The sequence below is a fragment of the Shewanella maritima genome, assembly GCF_043643735.1.
Lineage (GTDB): Bacteria > Pseudomonadota > Gammaproteobacteria > Enterobacterales > Shewanellaceae > Shewanella > Shewanella maritima_A.
In genome coordinates this window covers 1-25,705 of record NZ_JBHZSM010000002.1, presented here as the reverse complement: position 1 = coordinate 25,705, position 25,705 = coordinate 1, and the positions used below count along the sequence as shown (strand labels likewise).

Annotated in this window: 24 protein-coding genes and 1 rRNA gene; 9 read left to right on the top strand and 16 right to left on the bottom strand. The window is 42.5% G+C overall.

Features of this window, described 5'->3' with window-relative positions; translation table 11 throughout:
• Window positions 1-18: 18 nt before the first annotated feature.
• Window positions 19-1,245, top strand: coding sequence for an imidazolonepropionase (gene hutI, locus ACHUGF_RS02275; protein WP_394129158.1), 1,227 nt, complete (start codon window positions 19-21; stop codon window positions 1,243-1,245).
• Window positions 1,246-1,314: 69 nt separating this feature from the next.
• On the opposite strand, the gene ACHUGF_RS02270 is transcribed toward hutI, so the two are convergent.
• The 5 genes from ACHUGF_RS02270 to ACHUGF_RS02250 all read right to left on the bottom strand — a co-directional run bounded on the left by ACHUGF_RS02270 (window position 1,315) and on the right by ACHUGF_RS02250 (window position 7,154).
• Entirely contained in the window at window positions 1,315-2,706 is a 1,392-nt protein-coding gene (locus ACHUGF_RS02270) for a tetrathionate reductase family octaheme c-type cytochrome (protein WP_394129157.1), read from the bottom strand.
• A 43-nt stretch (window positions 2,707-2,749) separates the two neighbouring features.
• On the bottom strand, window positions 2,750-4,462 hold the full coding sequence (locus ACHUGF_RS02265; protein WP_394129156.1) for a DUF3373 family protein: 1,713 nt from the start codon (window positions 4,460-4,462) through the stop codon (window positions 2,750-2,752).
• 156 nt (window positions 4,463-4,618) lie between these two features.
• Window positions 4,619-4,945, bottom strand: coding sequence for a c-type cytochrome (locus ACHUGF_RS02260; protein ID WP_394129534.1), 327 nt, complete (start codon window positions 4,943-4,945; stop codon window positions 4,619-4,621).
• Between the two features lie 515 nt (window positions 4,946-5,460).
• Window positions 5,461-5,904, bottom strand: a complete 444-nt coding sequence (locus tag ACHUGF_RS02255; protein ID WP_394129533.1) for a dCMP deaminase family protein — start codon at window positions 5,902-5,904, stop codon at window positions 5,461-5,463.
• Window positions 5,905-5,990: 86 nt separating this feature from the next.
• Window positions 5,991-7,154 (bottom strand): alpha/beta hydrolase-fold protein, encoded by a 1,164-nt coding sequence (locus tag ACHUGF_RS02250; protein ID WP_394129155.1) that lies wholly within the window; start codon window positions 7,152-7,154, stop codon window positions 5,991-5,993.
• A gap of 382 nt (window positions 7,155-7,536) precedes the next feature.
• On the opposite strand from ACHUGF_RS02250, the gene mtnC reads away from it, so the two are divergent.
• Window positions 7,537-8,217 (top strand): acireductone synthase, encoded by a 681-nt coding sequence (gene mtnC, locus ACHUGF_RS02245; protein ID WP_394129154.1) that lies wholly within the window; start codon window positions 7,537-7,539, stop codon window positions 8,215-8,217.
• Between the two features lie 125 nt (window positions 8,218-8,342).
• Here the strand turns inward: mtnC and ACHUGF_RS02240 are convergent, their stop codons facing one another.
• Entirely contained in the window at window positions 8,343-9,551 is a 1,209-nt protein-coding gene (locus ACHUGF_RS02240; protein ID WP_394129153.1) for a hypothetical protein, read from the bottom strand.
• A 146-nt stretch (window positions 9,552-9,697) separates the two neighbouring features.
• On the opposite strand from ACHUGF_RS02240, the gene ACHUGF_RS02235 reads away from it, so the two are divergent.
• Window positions 9,698-10,123 carry an acyl-CoA thioesterase gene (locus tag ACHUGF_RS02235; RefSeq protein ID WP_394129152.1) on the top strand — a complete coding sequence of 142 codons (426 nt, stop codon included), beginning with the start codon at window positions 9,698-9,700 and terminating at the stop codon, window positions 10,121-10,123.
• A 157-nt stretch (window positions 10,124-10,280) separates the two neighbouring features.
• Here ACHUGF_RS02235 and ACHUGF_RS02230 read toward each other — a convergent pair whose 3' ends face one another.
• The 5 genes from ACHUGF_RS02230 to ACHUGF_RS02210 form a co-directional block, all read right to left on the bottom strand.
• On the bottom strand, window positions 10,281-10,685 hold the full coding sequence (locus ACHUGF_RS02230; RefSeq protein ID WP_394129151.1) for an acyl-CoA thioesterase: 405 nt from the start codon (window positions 10,683-10,685) through the stop codon (window positions 10,281-10,283).
• A 300-nt stretch (window positions 10,686-10,985) separates the two neighbouring features.
• The gene (locus ACHUGF_RS02225; RefSeq protein WP_394129150.1) at window positions 10,986-12,782 is read right to left on the bottom strand and encodes an AMP-dependent synthetase/ligase; all 1,797 of its coding nucleotides are present in this window, start codon (window positions 12,780-12,782) and stop codon (window positions 10,986-10,988) included.
• A 125-nt stretch (window positions 12,783-12,907) separates the two neighbouring features.
• Window positions 12,908-14,224, bottom strand: a complete 1,317-nt coding sequence (locus ACHUGF_RS02220) for an ABC transporter permease (RefSeq protein WP_394129149.1) — start codon at window positions 14,222-14,224, stop codon at window positions 12,908-12,910.
• Window positions 14,221-15,108: an ABC transporter ATP-binding protein gene (locus ACHUGF_RS02215; RefSeq protein ID WP_394129148.1), complete on the bottom strand. Its 888-nt coding sequence runs from the start codon at window positions 15,106-15,108 to the stop codon at window positions 14,221-14,223. Before ACHUGF_RS02215 ends, ACHUGF_RS02220 begins: the two co-directional genes overlap by 4 nt.
• Before the next feature lie 66 nt (window positions 15,109-15,174).
• The gene (locus ACHUGF_RS02210) at window positions 15,175-15,552 is read right to left on the bottom strand and encodes a GntR family transcriptional regulator (RefSeq protein WP_394129147.1); all 378 of its coding nucleotides are present in this window, start codon (window positions 15,550-15,552) and stop codon (window positions 15,175-15,177) included.
• 162 nt (window positions 15,553-15,714) lie between these two features.
• Here ACHUGF_RS02210 and ACHUGF_RS02205 point away from each other — a divergent pair, with 162 nt between their 5' ends.
• The 4 genes from ACHUGF_RS02205 to ACHUGF_RS02190 are packed head-to-tail and all read left to right on the top strand — an operon-like array spanning window position 15,715 to window position 19,360.
• The gene (locus ACHUGF_RS02205) at window positions 15,715-17,217 is read left to right on the top strand and encodes an alpha/beta hydrolase (RefSeq protein WP_394129146.1); all 1,503 of its coding nucleotides are present in this window, start codon (window positions 15,715-15,717) and stop codon (window positions 17,215-17,217) included.
• Between the two features lie 2 nt (window positions 17,218-17,219).
• Window positions 17,220-17,954 carry an ABC transporter ATP-binding protein gene (locus ACHUGF_RS02200; protein ID WP_394129145.1) on the top strand — a complete coding sequence of 245 codons (735 nt, stop codon included), beginning with the start codon at window positions 17,220-17,222 and terminating at the stop codon, window positions 17,952-17,954.
• Complete coding sequence (locus tag ACHUGF_RS02195; protein WP_394129144.1) at window positions 17,954-19,087, top strand: ABC transporter permease; 1,134 nt, start codon at window positions 17,954-17,956, stop codon at window positions 19,085-19,087. Before ACHUGF_RS02200 ends, ACHUGF_RS02195 begins: the two co-directional genes overlap by 1 nt.
• 48 nt (window positions 19,088-19,135) lie before the next feature.
• Window positions 19,136-19,360 (top strand): hypothetical protein, encoded by a 225-nt coding sequence (locus ACHUGF_RS02190; RefSeq protein ID WP_394129143.1) that lies wholly within the window; start codon window positions 19,136-19,138, stop codon window positions 19,358-19,360.
• A gap of 138 nt (window positions 19,361-19,498) precedes the next feature.
• Here the strand turns inward: ACHUGF_RS02190 and mog are convergent, their stop codons facing one another.
• From mog to ACHUGF_RS02170, 4 genes are all read right to left on the bottom strand, one after another.
• Window positions 19,499-20,032 (bottom strand): molybdopterin adenylyltransferase, encoded by a 534-nt coding sequence (mog, locus tag ACHUGF_RS02185; RefSeq protein ID WP_394129142.1) that lies wholly within the window; start codon window positions 20,030-20,032, stop codon window positions 19,499-19,501.
• 101 nt (window positions 20,033-20,133) lie between these two features.
• On the bottom strand, window positions 20,134-20,622 hold the full coding sequence (locus tag ACHUGF_RS02180) for a C40 family peptidase (protein ID WP_394129141.1): 489 nt from the start codon (window positions 20,620-20,622) through the stop codon (window positions 20,134-20,136).
• 18 nt (window positions 20,623-20,640) lie between these two features.
• Window positions 20,641-21,225: a TetR/AcrR family transcriptional regulator gene (locus tag ACHUGF_RS02175; RefSeq protein WP_394129140.1), complete on the bottom strand. Its 585-nt coding sequence runs from the start codon at window positions 21,223-21,225 to the stop codon at window positions 20,641-20,643.
• A 144-nt stretch (window positions 21,226-21,369) separates the two neighbouring features.
• Entirely contained in the window at window positions 21,370-22,683 is a 1,314-nt protein-coding gene (locus tag ACHUGF_RS02170) for an anaerobic C4-dicarboxylate transporter (RefSeq protein ID WP_394129139.1), read from the bottom strand.
• Between the two features lie 244 nt (window positions 22,684-22,927).
• Between ACHUGF_RS02170 and gltS the strand changes: the two genes are divergently transcribed.
• Entirely contained in the window at window positions 22,928-24,154 is a 1,227-nt protein-coding gene (gltS, locus tag ACHUGF_RS02165; RefSeq protein ID WP_394129138.1) for a sodium/glutamate symporter, read from the top strand.
• Between the two features lie 133 nt (window positions 24,155-24,287).
• Window positions 24,288-25,055: a substrate-binding periplasmic protein gene (locus tag ACHUGF_RS02160; protein ID WP_394129137.1), complete on the top strand. Its 768-nt coding sequence runs from the start codon at window positions 24,288-24,290 to the stop codon at window positions 25,053-25,055.
• A 323-nt stretch (window positions 25,056-25,378) separates the two neighbouring features.
• Here ACHUGF_RS02160 and rrf read toward each other — a convergent pair.
• Window positions 25,379-25,494 (bottom strand): 5S ribosomal RNA (rrf, locus tag ACHUGF_RS02155).
• Between the last annotated feature and the right edge of the window lie 211 nt (window positions 25,495-25,705).

Below are 25,705 nucleotides of genomic sequence, written 5' to 3'. Positions count from 1 at the left end.
AATACCCTAGGAAGTCTTATGCAGTGGGATCAGGTTTGGATAGACGTTAATGTCGCGACAATGAATGATGATATTGGTTGTGCATACGGTGCAATTGAAGATGCGGCAATAGCAATTAAAGACAACAGCATTGCATGGATTGGCCCTAAAGCTGACTTGCCTGAGTTTGATGCATTGGCAACACCGGTTCACCGAGGCCGCGGCAAGTGGATTACACCTGGGTTAATTGATGCCCATACTCATTTAGTGTTTGCGGGTAATCGCGCCAATGAATTTGAAATGCGCTTACAAGGCGCGAGTTATGAAGACATTGCCCTTGCTGGCGGCGGCATTATTTCAACCGTAAAAGCCTGTCGAGAAGCTGAGGAAGCAGAATTATTTGATAGCGCACGAAAACGCCTAAATGCATTAGCAAAAGAAGGGGTTACCACAGTAGAAATTAAATCTGGCTATGGCCTAGATTGTGAAACCGAGCTTAAGATGTTGCGTGTTGCACGAGAGCTGGGTAAACATCATCACGTTGACGTACAAACAACTTTCCTTGGTGCCCATGCTATCCCACCTGAATTTAAGCATGATGCAGATGCTTACGTGGATATCGTCATCAATGACATGCTACCTAAAGTGATAGAGCAGAATTTAGCTGATGCGGTTGATGTGTTCTGTGAAGGTATTGCTTTTAACCTTGAACAAACAGAAAAAGTACTGACTGCCGCAAAACAAGCTGGATTAAAGATAAAGCTGCATGCTGAGCAACTATCTAATATTGGTGGCAGTGAGATGGCTGCAAGTCTTGGTGCTAAGTCAGTTGACCATATTGAATTCCTTGATGAGCAAGGCGTCAAGGCAATCAGCAATAGTGGTACCTGTGCAGTGTTACTACCCGGTGCATTTTACTTTTTACGTGAAACCCAATTACCACCGATTGATTTACTGCGCCAATATCAAGTGCCTATGGTGGTGGCCAGTGATTTTAACCCTGGCTCTTCACCGCTTTGCTCCACCCAGTTGATGCTGAATATGGCCTGCACATTGTTTAGGTTAACGCCTGAAGAAGCACTTAAAGGCGTTACCTGCAACGCAGCTAAAGCACTAGGCATTGAAGATACTGTCGGACAAATCAAAGTGGGCATGCAAGCGGATTTCTGTTTGTGGGATATCATTACACCTGCCCAATTGGCATACAGCTATGGGGTCAACCCATGCTTGAGTGTTGTTAAGGCAGGAAAGATAATTAATCAGTAAAGATTAACGAATATAAAGGGTGCTTAGCATTGGCTAACCACCCTTTTGTTCTGAATAAACCAAGTGCAACTAGTTCACTTTATGTCGTTTACCTTGTTTGTTTTTCATAGGGTCTGCGTCGTAGCCCAGTGCTTGCCAATCCATCCGAGTTCCTTTGTTATGACAGTCATTACATTGCAACGCTTCTGATTTTGGCGAGACCATGTGATTGATGCGCCACCACATTTCTGTCTCTACAAATCCATGTTGACCGCTATACTTAATCCCTTTTTTCACCATATCTTCATTAGCTTGCATCCCTAAACGAGCGGCTAAATCCCAGTCATATTTATCCCAATAGCCATCTTTACCAAATACCTTTGGGGTAATTAATAAATTCAGCTTACTGTCGTAAATCTGCTTGCCTGTATGCACCTTAAACGGATAAATCTTAGCCTTAGGATCATCAATATTCCCCAATGGATAATTCAATTTAACCACAGAGTTAGGGTCAATTTTATCTCCCACCATATAGGCGTCAGCACTACCATTAAACCAAGCATATTGAGGCTTCACCATTTTCTGCCACTTGAAACTCCCCTTTTTATTCATAAAGGTTTTCTTGCCATATTCGTCTTTGGTTTCAGCTAACCCTTGACCAGCAGTAGACCAATCCCAATGCATTTTGGTGGGTTCGTTGCGTGCAAAGAATGGAATATGACAGGTTTGACAGGCCAGTGATGCTGAGTGGCTATTGAGTTTTGCTTTCTCATGAGGGGCGTTGTCATGGCAGTTTTCACAACCAATATGATCGACACCGCCTGGTGAGACCCCCATTGCATTACCTGAGATTTGATGGTCCTCGGTGACATGACAGGTTTGACACTGGAAATCGTTGCCATCAACATCCATGTGCACGTCAGTGGTTTTCTCTGGGTACGACATAGATGAGTCTAAATCTCCATGCTTAACCGCATCACCACCGCCACCATAAAAATGGCAAGAACCACAATTATCCCTGACAGGTTGGCCAACCTGTTGTGCAACTCGCTCTAGGTTCACTTTCGCCATAGGCTCACCAGCACCTTTGGGATCTTTCACATAAGTGCCAGTGGTGTCATGACAAATTAAGCAATCCACCTTGGTCATATCTTTGAAATCAAAGCTATTGTCTTTCCAACCATAACCAGCATGACAGCTTGTACATCTAGGCTCGTTACCGCTTACTGCCACACAGAAGTTATTGACACTGTTTTTCTTTCCGCGCATCACAGTGCGGCCGGGTAACTGCTGCTCTAACTCCCATGTCCAGTGCGATGACTTCATAAAAGCCGACGCATGCTCTTCATGACAAACTAAGCACTGTTCAGTCACTTCTGAGCCACTCGCGAAAGGCCCTTCAATCACCGTTTTATGATCAAACTCTGCAGCGCTAAGTGTACTGATAAACATCAGCATTAATAACATGTTAACTCGTTTCATGGTTTACTCCTTCCCCATTTTTTTCGAGATTTTTTGTTCGAAATCAGAAGTTCACTGTCAACGATGCATTCACATCATATGCAGTATCGACTACAGGCAGCATTGAGAATGCGCTTCCTGCCATGACGTCATCAATTTTTTGTGGGGCTCCAACGGGCGTGCCGCTGCCGGTGTACTCATAGTCGTAATACAAACCAGCCACTTTAATGAACATTCTTGGGTTAATGTCGAAGATGTAATACGCCTCACCCACATGCCCACGAGTCGCTAGCTTGCTGCCAATAGGATCGTCTTGTGCTTGAGTAAAGGGTGTCCAATATTCAGAGCCATAGTTATATTCCAAGCCAAACTTGCCGTAGGGTGCTGGCATTTGGAAACCAATATAGATGCCGTAACCATCTTTAGATGAAGCATCAGTTGCTGTTTTAGGTACCATGATAATTTCAGTACCAGTACTATTTAACTCTGCTTCAAACACTGCGTCAGATAACATGCCACCAAACATACCCGCATTACCGTTTGACTCAGCGCGGGTCCAACCTAATGAAACAAATGCTTTAAAGTCTTCGTCACTTTCATAGCTGTAACCCAATCCACCAAGATACATGTCACCGATCACGCCACTAGGTTGTACCCGAGTAACAAAGTTAAAGTTGTCGAACTTTTGCATATCTTGGTACATAGTTGGTGCAAAAATACCCGCTAACTGGGTCGGGAAAGCCATTGTGCCTTTGAAGCCATCATTGACATCTTTAGCGCCAAATAGAGTGAGTTGTAAGAAGTGGTTACCGTCATTAATGGCATCAATGTTAAAGCCGCCTAGGTGGGTATCTTTAGTGACAATGTCGCCAAACATTTCGCCATTGCCCCACTGGGATTCAAAGCCTTGACCGTAACAAAAACGCACGACTTGACCATCGATACCAGTAATTTCACCGAGTTTATATCCCAGCGTAGCACCATCAAAGTTGAAATTAACTAGGTGACCCGAAGGAGTGCCACCCCGCTTTTCATTCTCACGATAGTGACTTGGTGGGCCATAAGTTGATGGTCTACGTCCAATTGAAAGGTAGGTTTGGCTGCCGCCAATGTTACGCCAGTCGAAGTATGCACGCTCCACCCGTAACCAATCGCCACTGGTATTGCCACTACTGGTGCCATCCATGGTAAATGACCGCCAAGAATCAAATACTTGTGTACCGGTTGAGTCTCCCCAGTTTTTATACATAGACAATCGACCTGAAAAACTGACGTTATCCCAAACCTTGGCTTTTAAGTCCAAACGTAAACGCGTGGTATACAGCAAGTCATTATCAATATCTTGCATGGTTTTTGGAGCTAAAACATAAGGCATAATGCCCTGTAGCTGCCCACTTTGGAACGCTTGTGCTAAAGCGGGATTGGCTGCCATCATTTTACCCAGTGGAGAGCTGGCATCAGTGGGGTCACCAAATGCACCCGACATGGCTTTTGCACCAAAGTCAGAGAAATTGGTATTGATGGCAGGGTTCCAAGTCACATTTTGATAATGCAACGAGTGCACTTTGGTTCTGAAATCACCGGTGAAGGTAATTCTATCTAACGCCGTGTGTCTCTCGGTACTATCGACACGGTCATTGAGATCTTCAATTTCTTCAGTTAACTCTTCAAGTTGTTGTTTCAACTCCGCCAACTTTACTTTATCGCTATCTGCCGCAACGGCCATGCCATTAAACATCAACGCATTGGCAACTAATATGGAAATAAGGGTACGCATAATAACCTTCCTTATTGGTTGCTACTGCCTTTGATATCAGCAGTAGTCCAAATTTTGGTTGCAGAAATCCCTGAGCTCAGAGCCCATTTTTCTGCATTTATATAATTTATCTGATGGTGGTGCTGACTAGTTCAGCATCAAGATCAGCCTTGCTGGTTAACCACAGGTTGCTGGCTGTTCGGAATCTGCAGCGTGGTCATAGAGAAACTGTTGGATGTCTTTAAGGTCTTTTTCTGACAGCGCTTCAAACACTTCTGGTTTAGCTTTGTGTTTATTCTTATCGAAAAATCTATCCCATTGACGCATTGTTTTTGCCATTGGTGTGAGTTCAGGACCCTCACTATTAACACTGTGACAAACCTTGCATTGCTTCTTGTAGAGGTGTTTACCCTTTTTGGGATTACCCCCATCTGCAGCAAAAGCATCCAGAGTCATCAGTAACATCGCCGATATCGCGATAGTGACTAACATTTGTTTGTTCATCATGACTTACCTCTTCGATGAGTAACTATTATTAACAGACAGCTTTGTTTCTGCCTTGTTACAAATATTACCCAAAAGAGGTAGTTGTTAACTTGACATCGATCACCTTTATGAGAAAAATCTAATTAAAAAAAAAATAATGGAGAAAAAACTAATGGTTAAATTAATTTAGTTGTGCCGAGTTATACCCAGTAAAGAATCCACCTTCTGAAGAAGGTGGCTTTCCTTCAGCCCCCTAAAAGGGGGCGTTTCAGTTATTTTTAGCCTCAGTAGCATCTATGAGTAATGATATTTAAAGCCGTTGAAAACATGGATGTTTTCGTCGAGCCCACAGGGATGTGCTTGCTGCGTGCTTTAAATATCATTGCATAGCTGAATCAACCTCAAGCTGGCATGCCATACAAACAAAGATACAGGCAAACCCTAATTGATGATAACCACCTACTGAAGTAGGTGGTTTAGGGCTGAAAATAAAAAACCGCCATGTAGGCGGTTTAATCAAGGTATCGACAAGATTATTGCAACTCATTCACAGGTAACCAATTCACCTTTACCCCAGCTTGCAGGAACATATCTTGGCTAATTTTAATTTTATCCCCCCAGCGTGAAAGAAAGTCTTCACTTTGCTCAGGACAAAATACGCCGGTAATGCCAGTTTGAATAATCTTAGCGGCACAATTTGGACATGGAAAATGCGTCACCCAAATATCACAGCCGTCGAGATCTCGCTTAGCAAATAAAATCGCATTTTCTTCAGCATGCAGTGTTTTAAGCAGTTTCATCTCACGATCATCAGTTTCTGCACTATCAGAGATACCGTGCGGGTACCCATTAAAGCCCACAGATACGATACGATTATGCTTGGTGATCACAGCCCCAACTTGCGTTGAAGGGTCTTTACTCCAAGAGCCCACCAGCTCTGCCATTTGAAAAAATCGTTTTGCCCATTTTGAAATCATCATCACCACCCAAATTATTGCGATTAAACCAAGATAAGCTACTGATACATCATACCTTATTGACCAAAAATTACTGAAATAAAATCCTATAATGAAGTTTGTTCAGCTTGTTGCAACCATTTACCCCAACGATTTAACCAAAAAGGATGGCTGGTCAGCGACATAGCCGTTTGTATCGACGTCTTAGCTAGTGACCTCTTTTCCATTTTGAGATAAGTCTCTCCCAGTGCAGCATGGGCGTGTGGATCTTTTGGATAAGTGTTCACCGCTAACGTTAACGTTTCAATAGCTTGCTGAGGCTGTTCTTGAAATTGCGTCTCGGCGAGCGATGACAAAGACGCCACTGCAGAAACCTCAAAACCATAGATGTTCTCAGAAAGGTGTTGATAATGAGCCAGTACGGCTTTAGCGCCTTGTTTTCCCACCTCAGAGTCAGCAGTTATTTTTTGATGTACAGGATCAAATATCATTTCAATACCGTGTGCTGTACTGAGCACAGGTTGAGTCATGTAATAACTGCCATCAAAGCGCTGTACTTTATAATTCAAGGCTTGCGGTGCATGTTGCTGTAATAAAGACTCTAACTGTGCAAATGAGGCTAATTGCCTTTGTTCATAGCCACTATCACTGGTCGAGACAAGCAGAAAACGAGGCAGTGTCATTTTAGGTAACTGTTTAGGTAAATCGTTAAGTACAAATGCAAAGTCCTTGCTCAACACTGGACTTGAGGCAATATATGCATTAAATAGCTGCGGACGATTGACCAATGCATAAATGACTAACCCGGCATTGCCGGTAAAGCCATTGAAAACACGAAAGCCATTAGTTCGATATGCTTTATCAATCGTTGGTAAAAGGTCTTGTTCGAAAAAGTCGAGTAGCTGTTGCTCACCTTGCTGTTCAATTGCTGCAGCTTTGAGTTTGCCCAGCGATTCATGACCATCTGGCGCTGTCACAATAATTGTTTCTAACCACGGCCAATCACCGTTATGACTCATCCAATCATGCATTCCGGCTAACATTTTGTGGCTACGCGGATGTAAGTCAAAAAGCACCACGTAACGCTTGTCTTTCTTGGCGTGATAACTCGGTGGCAAGGTGACATTAAACGTTGCTGGCTCTGATAACAGCTGACTTGTTACCACCAGCGTTTGCGGCTTAGCATCAACATGTGCACTCTGAAAAATTAGGTAACTCAGCATTAGCATTGCCGTAGCGGCATTGAAAAGTAGTCGGCTTAAACTTTGCATCTTCTTCCTTTGAATAGCTAGATTATACCAATTAGGATAAACAAGTGTTCAGAGATTACGTAGGAAAAATCGCTTAGAACAAGGCAGAAATTGCAGCGAGTTAGTTGTTCTAACTTCAAAATTTCTAATGTAGTTATAAGCCACTTTTACCAACAAGAGTTAACCAGTAAGAATGATCACATGCTTGTGCTAATTGGTATGATATAAGAAGTGTCTAACCTAGCAGGCTATTGATAAGAGGACAAATATTATCCAATTACTTTATCGTTAATAGAAATTGAGCCATTGCAGTTAATTGTTGAAGCAATTTAACTAGCCAACAGGTTCAAGAAAGCATAGGATCAACCCAAGCAAATTTGTTTATTTGGAGCTTTTTAACGCTATGAGTATTAGAGCAATCATCGTTGATACCGCAGGTACCACTACCGATTTAGATTTTATTCAAGATGTGCTTTTCCCCTACTCCAAAAAGGTCATGGCTGAGTTTCTAACCGCCAATAAAGACAATGTATTAGTTGATTACTGTATTAGCGACGTTAATGACATTGCATTAGAACCGGACGCTAGCCTAGAACGAACTATCGAAATTTTAGGCAATTGGATTGACGAAGACCGTAAGGTCACGCCTTTGAAAACCTTACAAGGTTTGATTTGGAAGCAAGGCTATGATCAAGGCGAATTCAAAGGTCACATTTATCCTGACTTTATTGAAAAACTACCCGCTATTACTGATAGCAATGTGCGCGTTTATAGTTTTTCTTCAGGTTCTGTTGATGCGCAAAAGCTGCTATTCACCCATAGTGATGCTGGCGATTTAACACCACGATTTAATGGTCACTTTGACACTCGCACAGGTAATAAGCTCGATAAACAAGCTTATAGCAATATTTGTAATACGATCAGTTTGTCGCCAAAGCAAATTTTGTTTATTTCTGATGTCATTGAAGAGTTAAAAGCGGCTGAACAAGCTGGTTTAAACACCTGCCAAATGGTACGCGATACTAATCAGCGCACCGCTCACTTTGATACCATCTCAAGCTTTGATGAACTCAAACTAAGCTAACTCAAACAACAGCTAATTCTAAGTTCAGCTCATTCTAAGTTAAAATTGCAAAAGCGACCCCATGGTCGCTTTTGTTTTATCTCACACCGCTATCTATGCCACTAACGATTCATCATCGTTATCGATTAATCATTTTTTACGCTGGGAAAAGCTGGAGACACACATTTCTTCACTTGATACTCATAGCCGTATTTCGCTTTGCGGTTTGGGGTAATTTCTAATATCTCATAATCATTTAACACCACCACTTTAGACTCAGGTGCTTTTTGGCAACGAGAGAATGTGTCAGCCTCAAAAGCAAAGGCAAAGATGGCAATGGCTTGTCGTACAGACCTTAAATACTCATCCCTAATTGCTTGATATTGTAAATCATCTTGAGAGACATCCGTATTGATTGATACCGGTCTAAATATCTCAATATCCCCTGCTACTTCGCCATCATCTTGATTCGTGATTGTTTCTGAGGGGTTATCGGCTTTTTCCGAGCCCTCGGTTAATGAAGCATTTGCAGCCACTGCGTCTTTTGTATTTTCTTTTGACGCTGCAGTTGCATTACGTTTTATTTCTTCATCTATCACTGATGCAATTTGCTGTAACTGCATCACTTTCGCCGAGTCAGATTGTTCTATTTCTGCAATTTTTTTGGCCACTGATGCATACTCATCCTCATCAATGGTTTCATCTCGTGCTTCAGTTTGAGCCTTAGAAGCTACGTTTGCAGTTAATTCATTATCACTAACACTCATAAACATAAATAAGTGATACATCACCACCCAAGCTAGCACCATGCGTACCAGAAAAGTCAGGCGATGGTAGTCTTCATGATTAGTTAAACGTTTAAATTTAATCCCAAGCAGCTTTAATAGCCATGCTGCCAATGCGTAGAATGGATAAACTATCTGCATCATCAACAAACAAAGGCCCGAAGTAATGACCATCCACGCGGGGATATACAACAAGATGGCAAAGTTATGGGTGTAATTAAAATGACTCGCAGACACGCCTAATACCTCATTCACCACTCCACTGGAGTAAGCCAAGGCAAAATTAGCAATAATGGCATAAAACAATAATAGGAATGCTTTGCCGGCTAGGCTGTTCCACATCCGCTCGAAAATGGGCCAGAACTCAATTGCCATTGCGACGACACTGATGACACCGACCCAAGTCAGTGATTGAGTCAGCAATAGAATAATAAGTGCAAGTGCATACAACTTTTGAGAAACCGACAGTTTTTGTCTGACATTGCTCAAAGGTTGAAGTAGAACATCAATAAGTGATTGAAATAGGGATGCATTTAGCGGCACTTTAAATGATGATAATCGCTTGATCACAACTCAGCCTTGGTAAATGATTAACTTACATAACTGTAACATATCCTGTTTTACTGCTTGTTGTAAAAGAAATTGCCTGTTAGATTAATTGCACTAAAACGACCGTTTAAATACCACAGTGGTATTGCCGACAACAAGGAAAAGTTATGCAGGATTTTATTGCCGATTACCCAATCAACGTGCGTATACCCGTAGCTTGGGGAGAAATGGACGCCCTACAGCATGTCAACAATGCGACATATTTTCGTTACTTTGAAACTGCTCGATTAGATTTCTTTACCCAAATTAACCTGATGAGTAACCTGCAAAAAACAGGCATTGGGCCAGTTTTGAGTGAAACGAATGCGCGATTTAAGCGTCCTGTGACTTATCCAGACACACTAGTGCTGGGTGTTAAGATCAGCGATATTGGTGAAGATAGATTTACCATGCACTACACGGCATTCAGTGAAAAACAACAAGCAGTGACTACTCTAGGTTGGGCCAAAGTGGTGATGTTCAACTTTAAAACGGGTCAAAAAGCTAACCTCACACCAGAGATCATCAGTGCGTTAACACCGCATAGCCTATAATGGCACGGCAAAGGGCTTATCACGTTCAGCCCTGCCATCATTGATTCATCTATCGATTTGATGTGAATGGCACAAGGTGACTCGTTTTTGTGCCATTCTTTTTCGCTAGTTTGAATCTCTCTTTTTGGCGTTCAAGATATAAATTCTTAGCTTAAATTTATTCGCCCGTGATGTTTGCCAACTGCTGCTTAACGTCATCTGACAAAGGCTCGCTTTTCTCAGATTGATAGTTGTAGTGCACCATAGTAGTTTGTGCTTCAGCTGTTTTTTTGCCTTGCTGCCAGCAGCTTTGGGTGATTTCAAAGCTACTATTACCAATTCGGCTAATGTGAGTTTTGATGGTCACAGGTGTGCCATAAAAAGTGGGGGCGCTAAACGCAATGGAAAAGCCAGCAATAATCATATTCCACTTAGTTAGATCTTGACCAGGATTCACGATTTCAAATATGGGTTCACGCCCAGCTTCAAACCAAACTGGGATCACCGTATTGTTGATGTGCCCAAGCGCATCGGTTTCACAAAATCGTGGGGTAATATCCATTGAAAATTGCGTTGTAGCCACAATATGATTCCTTGTTTTTCTGTGTAATAAGTTCACTGGAAAGCCAATCCACCAGCACAAGCAGGCGTGAAAGACGCTTAAAACCTTAGGCAGTGTACACAAAGAACTTCTCAGTGGAATATGCCTACAAGATAAATCTACAACAAACTCTGTTCATGCTTATTGCCATATCACTGCTGTAGTTGATGACTCATGGCTTTCATGGTGTAGCACAAACCACCAGCAGAGTGATATTTTTCAACAGACACAAAAAAGGGCGTCAACGACACCCTTTATGTTCTATCTACCGCTATTACAATATTATGCTTTAGCGTACATGTTATTAATTTCTTGAGTGTATCTTTGGTAGATGTTCTTTCTACGTAACTTCATTGTCGGAGTAATTAAACCTGACTCAGTAGAAAATGCTTCTGGCAGCAAAGTAAACTTCTTAATCTTTTCAAAACCCGCCAGTTCATGTTGTAGCTCTTTTAAGCGTTGCTCAAAATGCTCAACCACTTGGCTGTGACGCAGTAAATCAATTTGATTTTCTACTTTAATACCTTTTTCGTGAGCCCAAGCTTCTAATGATTCAAATGCTGGCACAATCAACGCAGACACATAATTACGGGCATCAGCCACAATCGCAACCTGATCGATGAATGGACAACAGCCGACCTTACCTTCTACACGTTGCGGCGCGATATATTTGCCATTAGAGGTTTTCATTAACTCTTTAATGCGGTCGGTAATATATAAGTTACCTTCAGCATCTAACATACCGGCATCACCGGTTTTCAACCAACCATCTTCAAAAGTTGCGGCGGTTTCTTCTGGGCGATTGTAATAACCGCGCATCACAGTTTCACCCCGAACTAAGATTTCGTTGTCTTTGCCAATCTTAATTTGCATGCCTTGTAACGGCTTACCGTTAGAACCTGGCACACGATTATCAAGAGTATTACAAGTGATTGTTGCACAGGTTTCTGTCATGCCATAACCCGATAAAATTGGGATACCGATACTGTGGAAGAAGCCACCTACATTCACATCTAATGCCGCACCACCCACTGGCATAAACTTCAAGCGGCCACCCAATACTTGCTGTAGCTTGCTAAATACTAGCTTGTTGGCCAATTTCCACTGAGCAGACAATAGTGCACTTGGCTTTTTACGCCCTTGGTTAACTTCAAATTGACGCCCGCCAACACCGATTGCCCAATTAAACAGTTTTTGGCGAACCGCTGGCGCAGTTTGTACTTTTTCATGTACCGCACTATAAACTTTCTCTAAAAAGCGCGGCACAACACATAGGGTATGAGGACGAACAGCTGCAATTGCTTCTTTGGCTTTGTTAGTGTCTTGCAAGTACACATTAGTGCCACCGCGGCTAAGCACATAAAAGCTCCAACCACGTTCAAATACATGGCTAAGCGGTAGGAATGCGAGTGAGACATCGCCTGGCTTGAAAGCGATTTCATCATCATGTTGCTCGATCATCGAAGCAATGTTGCGATAATCAATCATCACGCCTTTAGGATCACCGGTAGTGCCTGAGGTATAAATCAGAGTCAGCAAGTCATCTAAGCTGGTTTGGTTCATACGGTTTTCAAGCTCAGTGCTCACTAAGGCACTGTAATCACCATTTAAAATGTCATCTAGATGGTAATGAGCTTTGTCTTCTAGTTTGACTTGATTATCAAATACAACGATGTGCTGCACACTTGGGCAGAGCTTTTGTACTTCACACGCCATGTCATACTGAGACTGATCGCCTGCAAAAATGACTTTTGCTTGAGCATCATTAACGATATAAGCACCCTGTTGGATTGTGCTAGTTGGGTATACTGGCACCACCACTCCGCGTGCCTTTAATATCGCGATGTCTGCACAGCTCCACTGAGGGCAGTTTTGCGAAAGGATAACCGCTTTATCTTGCACTTGTAGGCCAAATTCAATCAAGGCTTTGGCAATATTGTCTGACACTGAGTCAAACTGTTTCCAACTCACTTGCGACCATGGAGCCGCCATTTCAAAGCCTTCTAAGGCAATGTTATCGGCAAGCGCCTGACATTGTTGTTTGATCAATCGCACTACGTGAAAATTTTCTAAAGACATCGGTCAAAACCCTTTTAGCTTACAAGTGTACCGTTTCGTGCATTCTACCCGATGCCAGTAAAAACACTAAGGGGTTTTGCATATTTGCTGTGATACCGATCACCCAAAGAGGCGATTGGTAACATTTAGCGATCAATTACGCCGTTCTGCCACAGTCTGTGTTTACCAAACATTAACAACCCAGCTCCAACCAAGATAAGAAGCAGGTCAGCAAGTAACCAAAGTAGCAAATCTTCGCCTTTTTGCTGTGCTGCAAAGCTCAAGGATACCGCTATTGAATGAAAGCCAATGCCAAACATGGATAGAGAAATTTGAACACTTGTTCGAGAAGCTGAGCCTAATCCCAAAATAAAGGCACAACCCCAACAGGTACTTAGCACTAAATGTAAGCTAAACACTAGACTCATATTAGGGTCTAATAAGCTTAAAAGCGCACAGCTGAACACCATAATCAGCATAAATGCGCCAATCAATCGTATTTGGCTTATAAAAAAGGCCTGTTTTAATCCGTCTAAGCCATCAGCAATCGGCATTAAATACAGGCTTTCTGTCGATCTGGCCCGCTGAATTCGGCTCCAATGCACGATACCACAACAAATAATGGACAGCTGTGATATGAAAAATTGCCCAGGTAAGTGCCATTCAAAAGCCCAAGATAAGCCACCTAGTCCGAGTGCGATAACGGGCATTATCATGAGCACAATAATCAACAACGGCCCAATAAAGTAGCTCACCGGAAACAGCCATAGCTCTAGGCGTTTCACAAAATGATTAGGCTGAAGGTTTGGCAGCCAGAACCACCCCATTTCCATGCCGTTAAGGTAAGTTACCCTTGCAGTATCTGACCAGTTTGATTGGCGTAATGTTTTTACAAGCCAGCCAAATAAGATGAACACCAACACAAACCAAACTTCGGTGGGTAATATCACCGCCAAGTCTTGGATAAAGGGGGCACACAGAAACAATAAAAATGAACTATGGAATAACTGACTTCGGTAAAAACATAGAATATTAAACAAAAGACCTAGACTGGTAGAAATCCAGATAGCGGCAAAGAACAACGGATCCAAATCAAGTGTCAATATCATTGCTGACAACGCTAATATGACAGTGGAAATGATACTCAATGCCTGCCATTGCACATTAGCTTGATAGTGTGGCACCAATTGCGCCCACTCAGAGCCGTTAACTCTGTTGAACTGCCAGGCAATGGCTACCAAAATAGACACAATTCCCATCGCCATTAAGAAAAGTGCGACCTCATGCTTATCATTTAATAATGTTAAACAGCAAATAATTAAACTAACCAAGCCTGTAAATAGAAAACTGGCACTACCTAGATCAAAGCACCATAAACGCATCATGCCACGATAAGGGTTTGATTTGAAAAATCCACCAGATGGGTGAGAGCTTGTTGTATTGTGTGCAGGCGTCAGGCTCATTGATGCAACTCCATAAAGAGTTGCTCAAGGTTAAGTGCTTGTACTTGTTGCACGCCAGCAACTTTGGCTAAATCCAGTGATGATTCAACGACGAATCTTTTTACGCTTGCTTGCTCCGACGCTTGATCTGGTTCAGATAGCACTTTGACAGAATCAGGCAATTTTGCACCGTCATCCATTGTCACTAGCTTAACTTCTTCTCGTAACGCATCAATTTCCTTGAATAGCACAAGTTTACCTTGCTTAATCAAGGCAACGTGACTGGCAACACGTTCTAAGTCAGAAGTAATATGCGAAGAAAACAGCACTGCAGAGCCAGATTCAAGTGCTAGCTCAAACAAATCCGCCATAAACTTGCGTCTCGCAACCGGATCAAGGCTGGCTACAGGTTCATCCAATATGAGTAATTCAGGTCGATAAGCCATTGCCATGATTAAGGCTAACGCTTGTCTTTGGCCTACCGACAATTTCTGTACAGACTGCTGTGGGTCGAGCTCAAAACGCACTAACCAATCTTGCTCTAAATTGATGTCCCAATCAGGATAAAAGCTGCGATGTAAATCCAAAGCAGCGGCGACACTAAAACCCTCATAACCAAATGGTTGTTGCGGCACATAACCAATGCGAGATTTTGCGGCTGTCGATAAGTGTTGGGGATTGTCTCCAAGGGTCAATACTTTGCCATCATCCACAGATAATATGCCTAATGCACAGCGCATCAATGTCGACTTACCCGCACCATTTTGACCAAGCAGTCCCACAACCATCCCCGGATAAAGGTGCATAGATAACGCATTTAATGCAGTCTTGCGGTTCGATTGCTTATTAGTGAAGTGTTTTGATACTTGGTTAAATGACAGTATCGCTGACATTTCAGTTTCCATTGACGACATCCTATGTTGAAAAATGGGTTTGCTAAATAATTAATACACAGCACGGTGCAATAAACGCTATGGTTTAAGCCAATATTGCTCCAACATGGTTTGTAACTCTTGTTGAGACACACCCAACTGCTTAGCTTGATCTACCAACGCCGTCACTTGTGGCGTTAATAAGCTCATACTATTGGATGATTCTGGTACATCTCGTTGCGCAATTCGCGCAGGTTGACCACGACGGCGAACGATCCAGCCTTGCTCTGTCAACTGCTGCATGGCTCGTGAGACGGTCATTGGATTAACGGCCAGATGTTCTGCAATCTGCCTAACAGAGGGTAATGTAGTGTCAGGTAATACTTGCCCACCCACAATCAAACGCACAATTTGATCATGTAACTGTCGGTAAATTGGTTCACCACTACTGGGGTTGACATTTATTAGTTCTAACATTAGCCTTACTGTATTAATACATTGATACACCCATACACTTAGTGTAAGTTACCATAATCATCCTGAAATGCAAAAAGGAAATGATCTATGTTCTACAGGACGTTCATTACAACACAGGCGCTGCCACACAAGTCGAAAAATCTTTTCCGACGTGTGCTTATTATGACTGCAAGCGCTAGCTTAGCTGTATTTTCTTTATTCAGTCATACAGTATCGGCCAATGACAATGCACTGATGACTCATACCGCTGAGTTAACAGAAGCTTGTTACCTAGAAGGTTTATCTGAGCAGTTGCAATGCGGTTCTTTATCCGTACCTGAGAACCCGCAGCAACCCGATGGCAAACAGATTGATGTGCATTTTGCTATTCTGCCAGCGATTAAAAACGCTTTCCCGCAAGAAGCACTATTAGCCATTGCTGGCGGTCCAGGCCAATCGGCCATAGACAATGCTGCTGGCTTTGACCGTATGCTAACTAAAGTCAGGCAACAGCGCGATATCTTACTCATTGACCAACGTGGTACAGGAAAATCAAATATCTTGTCATGTGATGATGGCTCGATGGCCTCATTGTCATTTAATGATGAGGACACCAATGTTGGCCAAATGACACAAGAATGTCTCGATACAATTGCTGAAGAAAACCCGTCAGATATTCACCAATATAATAGTGTGACCGCTTTAGCCGACTTTGAAGCTGTACGTCAGCACTTAGGTTATAGCAAACTGCATTTATACGGGATCTCTTACGGTAGTCGTATGGCGCAGCTTTACGTCAGACATTACCCTGAAGCATTAGCCACAGTCACCCTTGATGGCATTGTGCCGATGCAACAAAGTGTACTTGCCATTGGCGGTGCCATAGAGCGTGCATTTAATATTTTATTTAATGAATGTGCTGGTACACCTGCTTGTAACGAGGCTTATCCAAATTTACAAACTCACTACCAAAAAGTTGACCAAGCACTCGCACTCAACCCAGTTTCACAAAGCGTGCGTGACCCGCTAACCAATGCGCCTGAAACCTTGCTACTGACCCGCAGTAAGTACAACGGTGCAATTCGCATGGGGTTATATACACCGAATATTCGTGCTTTGTTACCCCATGCCATCTATGAAGCAGCCCAAGGTAACTATCAAGCTATTTTGGGGATTTACGCGCTAACAACCACAAGCACCGAACTTGCATTAGGTATGCATGCTTCCGTGGTGTGCAGTGAAGACATTCACCGCGTAACGGCTCAAATGCGCAAAGATGCGAAAGAGTCATACCTCAGTGGCACCATGTTAGAAGGGTTAGAAAAAACCTGTGATGTATGGCAAATGCCACGTATGGATGACAGTTTCAGCCAAGCGATTAGTAGTGACTTACCTATGCTGCTGCTTTCTGGCGAAGTCGACCCAGCTACACCACCAAACTGGGGAGCCATGGCAATGGAAGGGCTCACCAATGCTAAACATTTTATTGCACCCTATGCGACTCACGGTGTCGCATATCAAAGCTGTGGTAACGATTTAATTGCCGAATTAGTTGCAACGGGGTCAGTTGAAAACATCGATGGTGAATGCTTGAACAAAGATGTGCGTCGTAGCTTTTACCTCAATGCCAATAGTGTTGAATCTATTAACACCATGCCTGCAACGACCAGTGAAGATAAGGAATAATCATGATCAAGGTAGATAATCTAACCAAAAAAATCGGTGATGTGCAGGCGCTAAACGACTTAAGCTTCCGCGCAGAAGATGGCCATATTACCGGTTTACTTGGCCCAAATGGTGCAGGCAAAACCACCTGCTTACGCACATTATTTGGCTTATTAAAACCAGACTCAGGTGAGTCGTATGTCGATGATATCAATGTGGCAGAGGACCATTTTGCAGCCAAGAAACAATTGGGCTTATTTCCAGACCCGTTTGGCCTTTATGAACGCCTCACTCCAAGAGAGTACATCAGTTACTTTGCAGAGCTGAGCGGCATGTCTAAAAAAGAAGCCAAACAAGCCACACAAAATGTCATTGGCCAGCTCAACTTAGATGATATAGCGGATCGCCGCTGCAAAGGATTCTCTCAAGGTCAAAGAATGAAAACGGCATTGGCACAAGCCATCGTACATCGACCAACCAACATTATTTTAGACGAACCAACACGTGGTTTAGATGTAATGAGTACCCGCCTATTACGTGACATTTTGCTTGAGTTGAAAAACCAAGGTCATTGCGTGTTGTTCTCAAGCCATGTGATGCAAGAAGTTGCAGCTTTATGTGACCGCGTGATTGTCATGGCACAAGGCAAAGTCGTCGCGATAGGCAGCCCTGATGAGTTATGCCAGCAGACGGGTAAAGACTCATTAGAAGACGCATTTATCGCATTAATAGGAACTGACGAAGGGATTGCAGCATAATGAAAATGATACTTGCTATGGTGCGCAAAGAGCTCATTGATGCCGCGCGCGACAAACGTTCTGTAATGGCTGGTTTATATTATGCCATTGGTACGCCACTACTTATGTGTGGCTTATTCATGGTGTTAATTGGCCAGCTTTCTAGCCCTGAGGATTTAAAAATCACCATTGAGAAGCCGCATAATGCGCCTGATCTTATTCGATTTTTAGATAATAACGGCATCAGCCATGGAGAGGGTAAAGGTGTTAAAGACATCACGCTACAGATCAGTGATGACTACGCCAGCGATATGGCTAAAGCCACGCCAGCGACTGTACTATTAATTGCTGATCAGTCTAATGAAAAACTGCAAAAGTCTATTCGTCGCCTAGAGCGCAACTTACAAGCTTACAGCAGTGAAATGGGCAGCCTGCGATTAATTGCCAGAGGTGTCAACCCACAAGTGGTAGCACCTTTAAAAGTCGTGGTACAAGACCAAGCCACACCGGACTCTAAAGGCGGCATGATTTTAGGTATCGCTATTTTCACCATGATTTACTCTGTGTTTATTTCAGGAATGAACCTAGCAATCGATACCAGCGCCGGTGAGCGTGAACGTAACTCATTAGCCCTGTTGCTGAGCCATCCCATTACCACGCGCCAGTTAGTGATGGGGAAAATTATTGCAGTTACCAGCTTTGCATTACTGGGGTTACTGTTAATCTTAATTATCTCCAAGTTAACCTATGCATTTGTGCCTTGGCATGAACTGGGATTTAGCGTCAACATCACCTTTGAGTTTATGCAATTAATGCTGCTCATTGGAATACCTGTTGCCCTGATGGCAGCCACGCTGCAGTTATTTGTGTCATTTATGGCTAAGTCTTTTAAGGAAGCACAGTCCTACTTAACCATGGTGCTATTCGTGCCCCTTGCGCTATCGATGGCTGCCAGTTACAACATTGCCCCTGATGCATTGCAATGGCTACCAGTTTCAGGACAGCAGCAAGCGTTGATGGACTTCATCAAGGGACATGACATCCCAATGCTACAGTTGGCAGTTTCATCTATTGGCACCTTAGTGATTTCAATAGCCTTAGCACTTGGGTTAGAAAAAATGCTCAAAAGTGAAAAGGTCGTCTTTGGCTTGTAAGCCAATATTTAACTGGGCAGGTAACTTGCTTGCCCATTAGGAGGAGTTATGGAAAGCGATTTAGCAATAATTACTCTGGTAGTGTTGATTGTCACCGGCACCACCGCCAGCGAAATGTTCAAATACTACATGAAGGCTAAGCAAGCCAATGGCGGCGACAATATCAGTGATTTAAAAGCACAAAATAAAGCCCTAGTTGAGCGGGTACAAGTGCTGGAAAAGCTCGTCACCGATGAAGGCTTTGAAGTGAAGCAGCAAATCAACAAGCTGTAGGTTTGATTGGTGTTAACTGAATCATCAATGACTGCCGAACACCAACACTCCAGTATCGTATAAACAATACTTCATTAGAAATGTGTCTCATAAAAAATGCCACCTCAATGAGTGGCATTTTTATTGACCTAAACGGATTTATTTCGCTTTAGGGCGAAAAGGCTTAATGACTGATTCATCACACTCTAAAAATGGACCTTCCATTAAGTCGATACAATATGGAATAGCAGGGAAAACTGCATCTAAACATTCACGGATCGACTTTGGTTTACCAGGTAAATTCACAATCAATGAATCACCACGCAGCCCCGCTGTTTGACGAGATAAAATGGCTGTTGGCACAAACTTTAATGACTCAGCACGCATCAACTCACCAAAACCTGGCATCATGCGGTCACACACAGCTTCAGTGGCTTCAGGTGTCACATCACGCTTAGCTGGACCTGTACCACCGGTTGTCACAATCAAACAACAGTCTTGGTTGTCTGCCATATCAATCAGCGTTGCTTCAATTTTGTCAGTCTCATCAGGGATAACCTGATAAACAGGTTCCCACTCTGACGTTAGGTATTCGTTAAGTACATCAATAATGGCTTTGCCAGATAAGTCTTCATAAACACCTGCACTCGCTCTATCACTGACGGTCACAATACCGATTTTAGCTTTGCTCATTTGTTTGTCCTGTTCATTTATATCGAGATCCAACATTCATGCCCAATAAAGTAGCATAAACTGAATTTTGTGTAAGAGATTAATATCTCGAAGCTGATACTTTACTCGGCGATACGACTTGCAAACCAAAAACGAGGTTGCCAATAGACATTGTCCATTCGAGACATCATCACCCCGCGTTTAGTCGACACATGCATAAATTGGCCATTTCCCATATAAATACCCACATGTCGGCCTCGCCAAGAGGTTTTAAAAAACACTAAATCACCCACGAGCAATTGGCTTTTATCGATTTTGTTACCTAAATCAGTTTGCCCTTCAACAGTCCGTGGAATGTAACTGCCGAGAATAGATTGATGTGCAAGATAGACAAAACCAGAGCAGTCCATCCCTCGCTTATCCAATCCACCTAACCGATATGGCGTGCCTTGCCAGTGTTGATAAAACGCATTGAGATTAGCCTTATTCCATTGCTGACTCGCAGCATGGTAAGGCTTTTCAGGCGTTACGGATGAGCAAGCAGAAAGAATCGATGCCAATACAAAGACAATAAGTAAATTGACCGCTTGTGAAACTTGTGGCTTTGTCATGAAAGTTCGCTACTTTGCTTATCGCGTCATTAATTGCACTGACTGCACTAAGGTACGTTTGGCTGCCAATTTATCGCCATCTAATTTTAAACGAAGCACAGCGCCCTGCCATTGACTCCAGAACACATTCGCTAAAAACCGAGTGTCGCGTTCTTTACCAATAAAGCCTTGTTGCTGACCTTGTAAAAATAACTGTGACAATTGCTCAATCCAATCTTGATAGATCAGATTGAGTGCCGCTGATAATTCAGGAAAATTGTCATTAGCTTCAATCATCATATTGGTTAAGACGCAGCCTTTAACAGGTGTCACTTGAACCATGTCATCCAATAACTGATGATACGCCGTCAACATTGCAGATAAGTTGTGCTTAAAATCTGCAGCGGGGTCGAAGTCAATGCAAGTAAGTTTGTTTGTAACATATGCTTTAGCAACACACACCGCGAAGGCTTCTTTGCTTTTAAAGTAATGGTAAAAAGAACCTTTAGGGATATTAACCGCATCCAATATTGCTTTGATACCTACGGCACTATAGCCATACTGTGCGAATAATGTTTCGCCTGCGGCGCAGATAGTTTCACGACTTGTTTTAGCTTGAGGCATAACCACTCTTCCTTGGGAATACCTCAATATTATAGATGACAAATAGACCAATCGGCTAGTACACAGATGAAGCTTCAATATCTGTGCTTTATCTATACATAAAATTAGGCAGCGTAACGCTGCCCATCGGTCAATAGCTTATCTCTAATTGATTGCCATCGATATAAAATAACCCAACACAGTCGCGGTAATAACACCAATGAAACCCGGCATTAAAAAGCTATGGTTGAGAATATACTTGCCAATTCTTGTGGTCCCAGAACGGTCAAAACTGATAGCCGCTAAATCGCTTGGATAAAATGGGAAGAAAAAATACGCATAACAAGCAGGAAGAACACCGATTAATACCGGAGCAGGAATACCCAGCGAGTATCCTAATGGCAGCATAATCGTCAGCACCGCAGCCTGGCTCTTTAAGAAAACTGACACGACAAACATCGCTATAGCGAATGTCCACGGGTACACACTCACAATGTCGCTGACAGACTCAACAAGATAGGACTTATGATATCCAATAATGGTATCACTCATCCAAGCGATACCAAAAATGATCACAACTGCAGTCATACCAGCACTAAACACATTGCTGCTGGCTATTTTCTTCGGTGACACATTGGTGGCTAGCAGAATAATACCGCCCACAGATAACATCATAAATTGTATCGCCACCGACATCGATACACCATCAGGCAGTAGTGAATCACTAAATAATGCAACGCCAATGACGGATAAAATACCCAATAAGAAGACAACTAATCCTTTCTTTGCTGTCTGCTCAACGCCAACATCTTGTGACTCCATTTCTGTATCAATTAATGATGCTTTATATTCTGGGTCTTGTAATCGCTGTTGGAACTCTGGATCTTTGTCTAAATCTTTACCGCGTTTTAAACTCCACAAACAAGCGACTAACACACCTGTTAATGTCGCAGGAATCGTCACTAACAGCACATCAATGAGACTGATTGAAAGGTTATTATCAACCGCAGTGGCAATCACTACTGCAGCTGCCGCAGCAATTGGACTCGCTGTAATCCCCATCTGTGATGCGACGGTTGCAATAGCTAGTGGTCGCTCTGGACGTATACCTTTCTTGTAAGCGACATCATAAATAACGGGCAATAACGGATAAACTGAGTGACCGGTACCGACCAGTACGGTTAAAGAGTAGGTGCACAAAGGACCTAGGAATACGATATGCTCTGGATGTTTACGCAACAAGCGCTCGGCATACTTAACTAATAACTTTAGGCCACCTGTCGCTTCTAGTGTTGCAGAAGCAGCAACAACAGCTAGGATAATTAGCATCACACTGACAGGAGGCGTTCCTGGTGTAATACCAAATACAAACGCTAGCACCGAAACACCAAGACCACCTAATAAGCCAAAGGCTATGCCACCATGGCGGATCCCGATGAATATCACGCTAAGTAATAAAAGCATGTGTAAATAAAACATTGCCTGCACCTTGTCGAAAAAACAAAATGCAGATATATCACAACCGTATTTAGGAATAGTGACCCACTTCATGCAATTCTATTAAAACTACATAACTAATTAATTTTGTGATCGAAAGCGATTGAAATACTGTCATCGTTCTTAAAATAGGACAGCAGAAGTTTATTCACTAGGCGAGCTAATTAAGATAGACCTTAAATAGGAAACTGTTATGTTATAAGCAAATACACAAAAAGGACATCACATGGAATTAGTCGATGGCGTGTTACAACTCAACTCATTCTTCACTGTTACCATTGGCATTATTGTGCTGTTTATTGGGCGACGATTAAATCAAGTCATCGGTTTTCTAAAGGAATTTAGCATTCCTGAGCCTGTCTCTGGTGGTATTTTATTCTCAATCTTGTTTACGCTTATCTATCTCGTGACGAGTGTAGAAGTTCAATTCGATTTAAAAGCGCGAGATATGCTGCTGGTTTACTTTTTTACAACCATTGGTATCAACGCCAGCCTAGGAGATTTACTCAAGGGCGGTAAACCACTGATTATTCTCTTAGTCGTCACCATTGGCTATATGATCATGCAAAACCTAACAGGTGTTGGCGTCGCAACCTTCCTAGGCCAGGAACCCGTTGTAGGCTTATTGGGAGGCAGTGTTTCACTGATAGGTGGTCACGGTACGGCAATTGCTTGGGCACCAAAGATCCAAGAGCAATTTGCGTTAGCCAGTGCGATGGAGATAGGCATTGCCTGTGCCACCTTTGGCCTGATTCTAGCCAGCATCATGGGTGGCCCGATTGCAAAATTTCTGATTAACCGTCACCAACTTAAACCATCTCCAGAATCTCAACTAGAAGCTGAGAAAGGCAAGCAAACTGATACAGCAATAAAAATGACCTCATTTGACTTTTTAGATGCGGTGTTAGCAATTCATGTTTGTATTATTCTTGGCTTACTGTTAAATAAAGGAGTTAGTTCACTTGGTTTAGACTTACCTGTATTTGTCACCTGTTTATTTGCCGGTATTGTTGTAACTAACTTAGTCCCAAAAACCTATCCAAGAGTAACAGGTACGGCATGGCCAACACGGACTGCTGCCATTGATTTAATTGCTGATATTGCATTGGGTACCTTCCTGGCTATGTCATTAATGAGCATGCAACTGTGGACACTTGTTGATCTAGCTGGTCCTATTTTTGCAATCTTGGGTGCACAATTTATTGTGGCGATACTGGTGAACATATTTATCGTGTTCCCTGCGATGGGGAAAAACTATGATGCGGCGGTAATTTGCTCAGGCTTTGGCGGTATTTCACTTGGCTCAACGCCTACTGCAATGGCCAACATGTCAGCGGTTTCTCAAAGATATGGCTATTCTGCACAGGCGTTCATCATTGTGCCTTTGGTATGTGCATTCTTTATTGATTTAGCCAATGCCATCATCATCCCGTATTTCCTTGGAAAGATGTAACCTTGATAAGTAGTGCTGAGCGGAGATCAATAACTGCTCAGCGCTGAACGTATTGGGGTTAGACTGCCTGCTTTTGACACCAAGCAAGCATCGACTAAGCTTTAAATAATAACAATTACAAATAAAGCATGGTATGCATAGTCCAAGCAAAATAGATAAGAATCTGAAATGCTCATCACTCTCCACAAAGGTGAAGTCAACCTTAGCTTGCTTAATATTGGCCATACTAGCAGTCAAGCCTATTCAAGCAGCACCCATCGACAGAACTATCACAATTACCACGCAACACTGGCCACCATATCAAACCATGGCTGAATTTGATCATTCTGGCTATGCCATTGAAGCTTTAGAGTGTGTAATGGATAAAATGAAGCAGCCTTATAAGGTAATATTTTTACCATGGGGAAGAGCACAATATAATGTTGAGAATGAACAATACGATGGTTTCTTTTCAGCTTCACAAAATGAAGCACGTGATAGTTATGCAGTTTTATCGAACACTTTCATCGAACAGAAATGGAATTTTTATTACCTCAAAGATAATCCCATTCCAATCGATAAAGAAGCTATTAAACAAAACGCAAAATTTGGCAGCCGCCGGCATGCTAACACTACACATTGGTTGAACAACAATGGTTACACAGTTATCCATGAAGCTGAATCATTGAAAGAGATCATCAACTTGCTCAAGCTTGGTAGAATCACTGCCATCATGGACAATCAACTATTATTTAATGAAGCACTTAAATTGAGCGGTATAGATCCACAGCGGATTGGCTATATAGAAAATATCAGCAAGCCATTAGGCGTCTATTTTGGGAAAAAATTTGTAAATGATAACCCTGAATTCTTAGCTCAATTCAATCAACATACACAAGCTTGTAAATTCTCAACAGATTAGCATTTAACTATAACCAATTTTGAAATTAGCTAGGATAAACAAATCCAAAACGAAAAAATCCCTAACACGAAGTGCTAGGGATTTATCGCATCTCTCTCGAGATAAATTAGGCGCCTGGAAATGGCCAGCTTCGAATAAATTCTCTGCGTTCAATACCACCATAAAGCTTCGCTTTATAAGCGGCGATGTTTCACCCTACTATCACATGGTAAGGTTGCATGCTGCGCATGCGCTGTTTACTTCCCATGTTCGAGTAATCTTCCAAAAGCTGAACAGACAAAAAAGCCCGTTGCGTTAGCAACGGGCTTTCTCATAAATTAGGCGCCTGGAAATGACCTACTCTCACATGGGGAAACCCCACACTACCATCGGCGATACTGCGTTTCACTACTGAGTTCGGAATGGATTCAGGTGGGACCACAGCTCTATGGTTTCCAGACAAATTTGTTATAAGACCGATATTCATCAATCTTATTTAATTCGGAAAGCTAATATTCTTTACTCATTTCTGAGCTAATTGAGTTCACACCATTTAAGTGCTCTATCTAAAATCTAAGGTTTAAACCATCTAGCAAAACCCATCTGGGTTGTATGGTTAAGCCTCACGAGTCATTAGTACATGTTAGCTCAACGCCTCACAACGCTTACAC

Excerpts from the sequence above, each read along its gene's own strand:
- hutI (WP_394129158.1), top strand. The coding sequence starts at position 19 with ATGCAGTGGGATCAGGTTTGGATAGACGTTAATGTCGCGACAATGAAT.
- ACHUGF_RS02270 (WP_394129157.1), bottom strand. The coding sequence starts at position 2,706 with ATGAAACGAGTTAACATGTTATTAATGCTGATGTTTATCAGTACACTT.
- ACHUGF_RS02265 (WP_394129156.1), bottom strand. The coding sequence starts at position 4,462 with ATGCGTACCCTTATTTCCATATTAGTTGCCAATGCGTTGATGTTTAAT.
- ACHUGF_RS02260 (WP_394129534.1), bottom strand. The coding sequence starts at position 4,945 with ATGAACAAACAAATGTTAGTCACTATCGCGATATCGGCGATGTTACTG.
- ACHUGF_RS02255 (WP_394129533.1), bottom strand. The coding sequence starts at position 5,904 with ATGATTTCAAAATGGGCAAAACGATTTTTTCAAATGGCAGAGCTGGTG.
- ACHUGF_RS02250 (WP_394129155.1), bottom strand. The coding sequence starts at position 7,154 with ATGCAAAGTTTAAGCCGACTACTTTTCAATGCCGCTACGGCAATGCTA.
- mtnC (WP_394129154.1), top strand. The coding sequence starts at position 7,537 with ATGAGTATTAGAGCAATCATCGTTGATACCGCAGGTACCACTACCGAT.
- ACHUGF_RS02235 (WP_394129152.1), top strand. The coding sequence starts at position 9,698 with ATGCAGGATTTTATTGCCGATTACCCAATCAACGTGCGTATACCCGTA.
- ACHUGF_RS02225 (WP_394129150.1), bottom strand. The coding sequence starts at position 12,782 with ATGTCTTTAGAAAATTTTCACGTAGTGCGATTGATCAAACAACAATGT.
- ACHUGF_RS02220 (WP_394129149.1), bottom strand. The coding sequence starts at position 14,224 with ATGAGCCTGACGCCTGCACACAATACAACAAGCTCTCACCCATCTGGT.
- ACHUGF_RS02215 (WP_394129148.1), bottom strand. The coding sequence starts at position 15,108 with ATGGAAACTGAAATGTCAGCGATACTGTCATTTAACCAAGTATCAAAA.
- ACHUGF_RS02210 (WP_394129147.1), bottom strand. The coding sequence starts at position 15,552 with ATGTTAGAACTAATAAATGTCAACCCCAGTAGTGGTGAACCAATTTAC.
- ACHUGF_RS02205 (WP_394129146.1), top strand. The coding sequence starts at position 15,715 with ATGACTGCAAGCGCTAGCTTAGCTGTATTTTCTTTATTCAGTCATACA.
- ACHUGF_RS02200 (WP_394129145.1), top strand. The coding sequence starts at position 17,220 with ATGATCAAGGTAGATAATCTAACCAAAAAAATCGGTGATGTGCAGGCG.
- ACHUGF_RS02195 (WP_394129144.1), top strand. The coding sequence starts at position 17,954 with ATGAAAATGATACTTGCTATGGTGCGCAAAGAGCTCATTGATGCCGCG.
- ACHUGF_RS02190 (WP_394129143.1), top strand. The coding sequence starts at position 19,136 with ATGGAAAGCGATTTAGCAATAATTACTCTGGTAGTGTTGATTGTCACC.
- mog (WP_394129142.1), bottom strand. The coding sequence starts at position 20,032 with ATGAGCAAAGCTAAAATCGGTATTGTGACCGTCAGTGATAGAGCGAGT.
- ACHUGF_RS02180 (WP_394129141.1), bottom strand. The coding sequence starts at position 20,622 with ATGACAAAGCCACAAGTTTCACAAGCGGTCAATTTACTTATTGTCTTT.
- ACHUGF_RS02175 (WP_394129140.1), bottom strand. The coding sequence starts at position 21,225 with ATGCCTCAAGCTAAAACAAGTCGTGAAACTATCTGCGCCGCAGGCGAA.
- ACHUGF_RS02170 (WP_394129139.1), bottom strand. The coding sequence starts at position 22,683 with ATGTTTTATTTACACATGCTTTTATTACTTAGCGTGATATTCATCGGG.
- gltS (WP_394129138.1), top strand. The coding sequence starts at position 22,928 with ATGGAATTAGTCGATGGCGTGTTACAACTCAACTCATTCTTCACTGTT.
- ACHUGF_RS02160 (WP_394129137.1), top strand. The coding sequence starts at position 24,288 with ATGCATAGTCCAAGCAAAATAGATAAGAATCTGAAATGCTCATCACTC.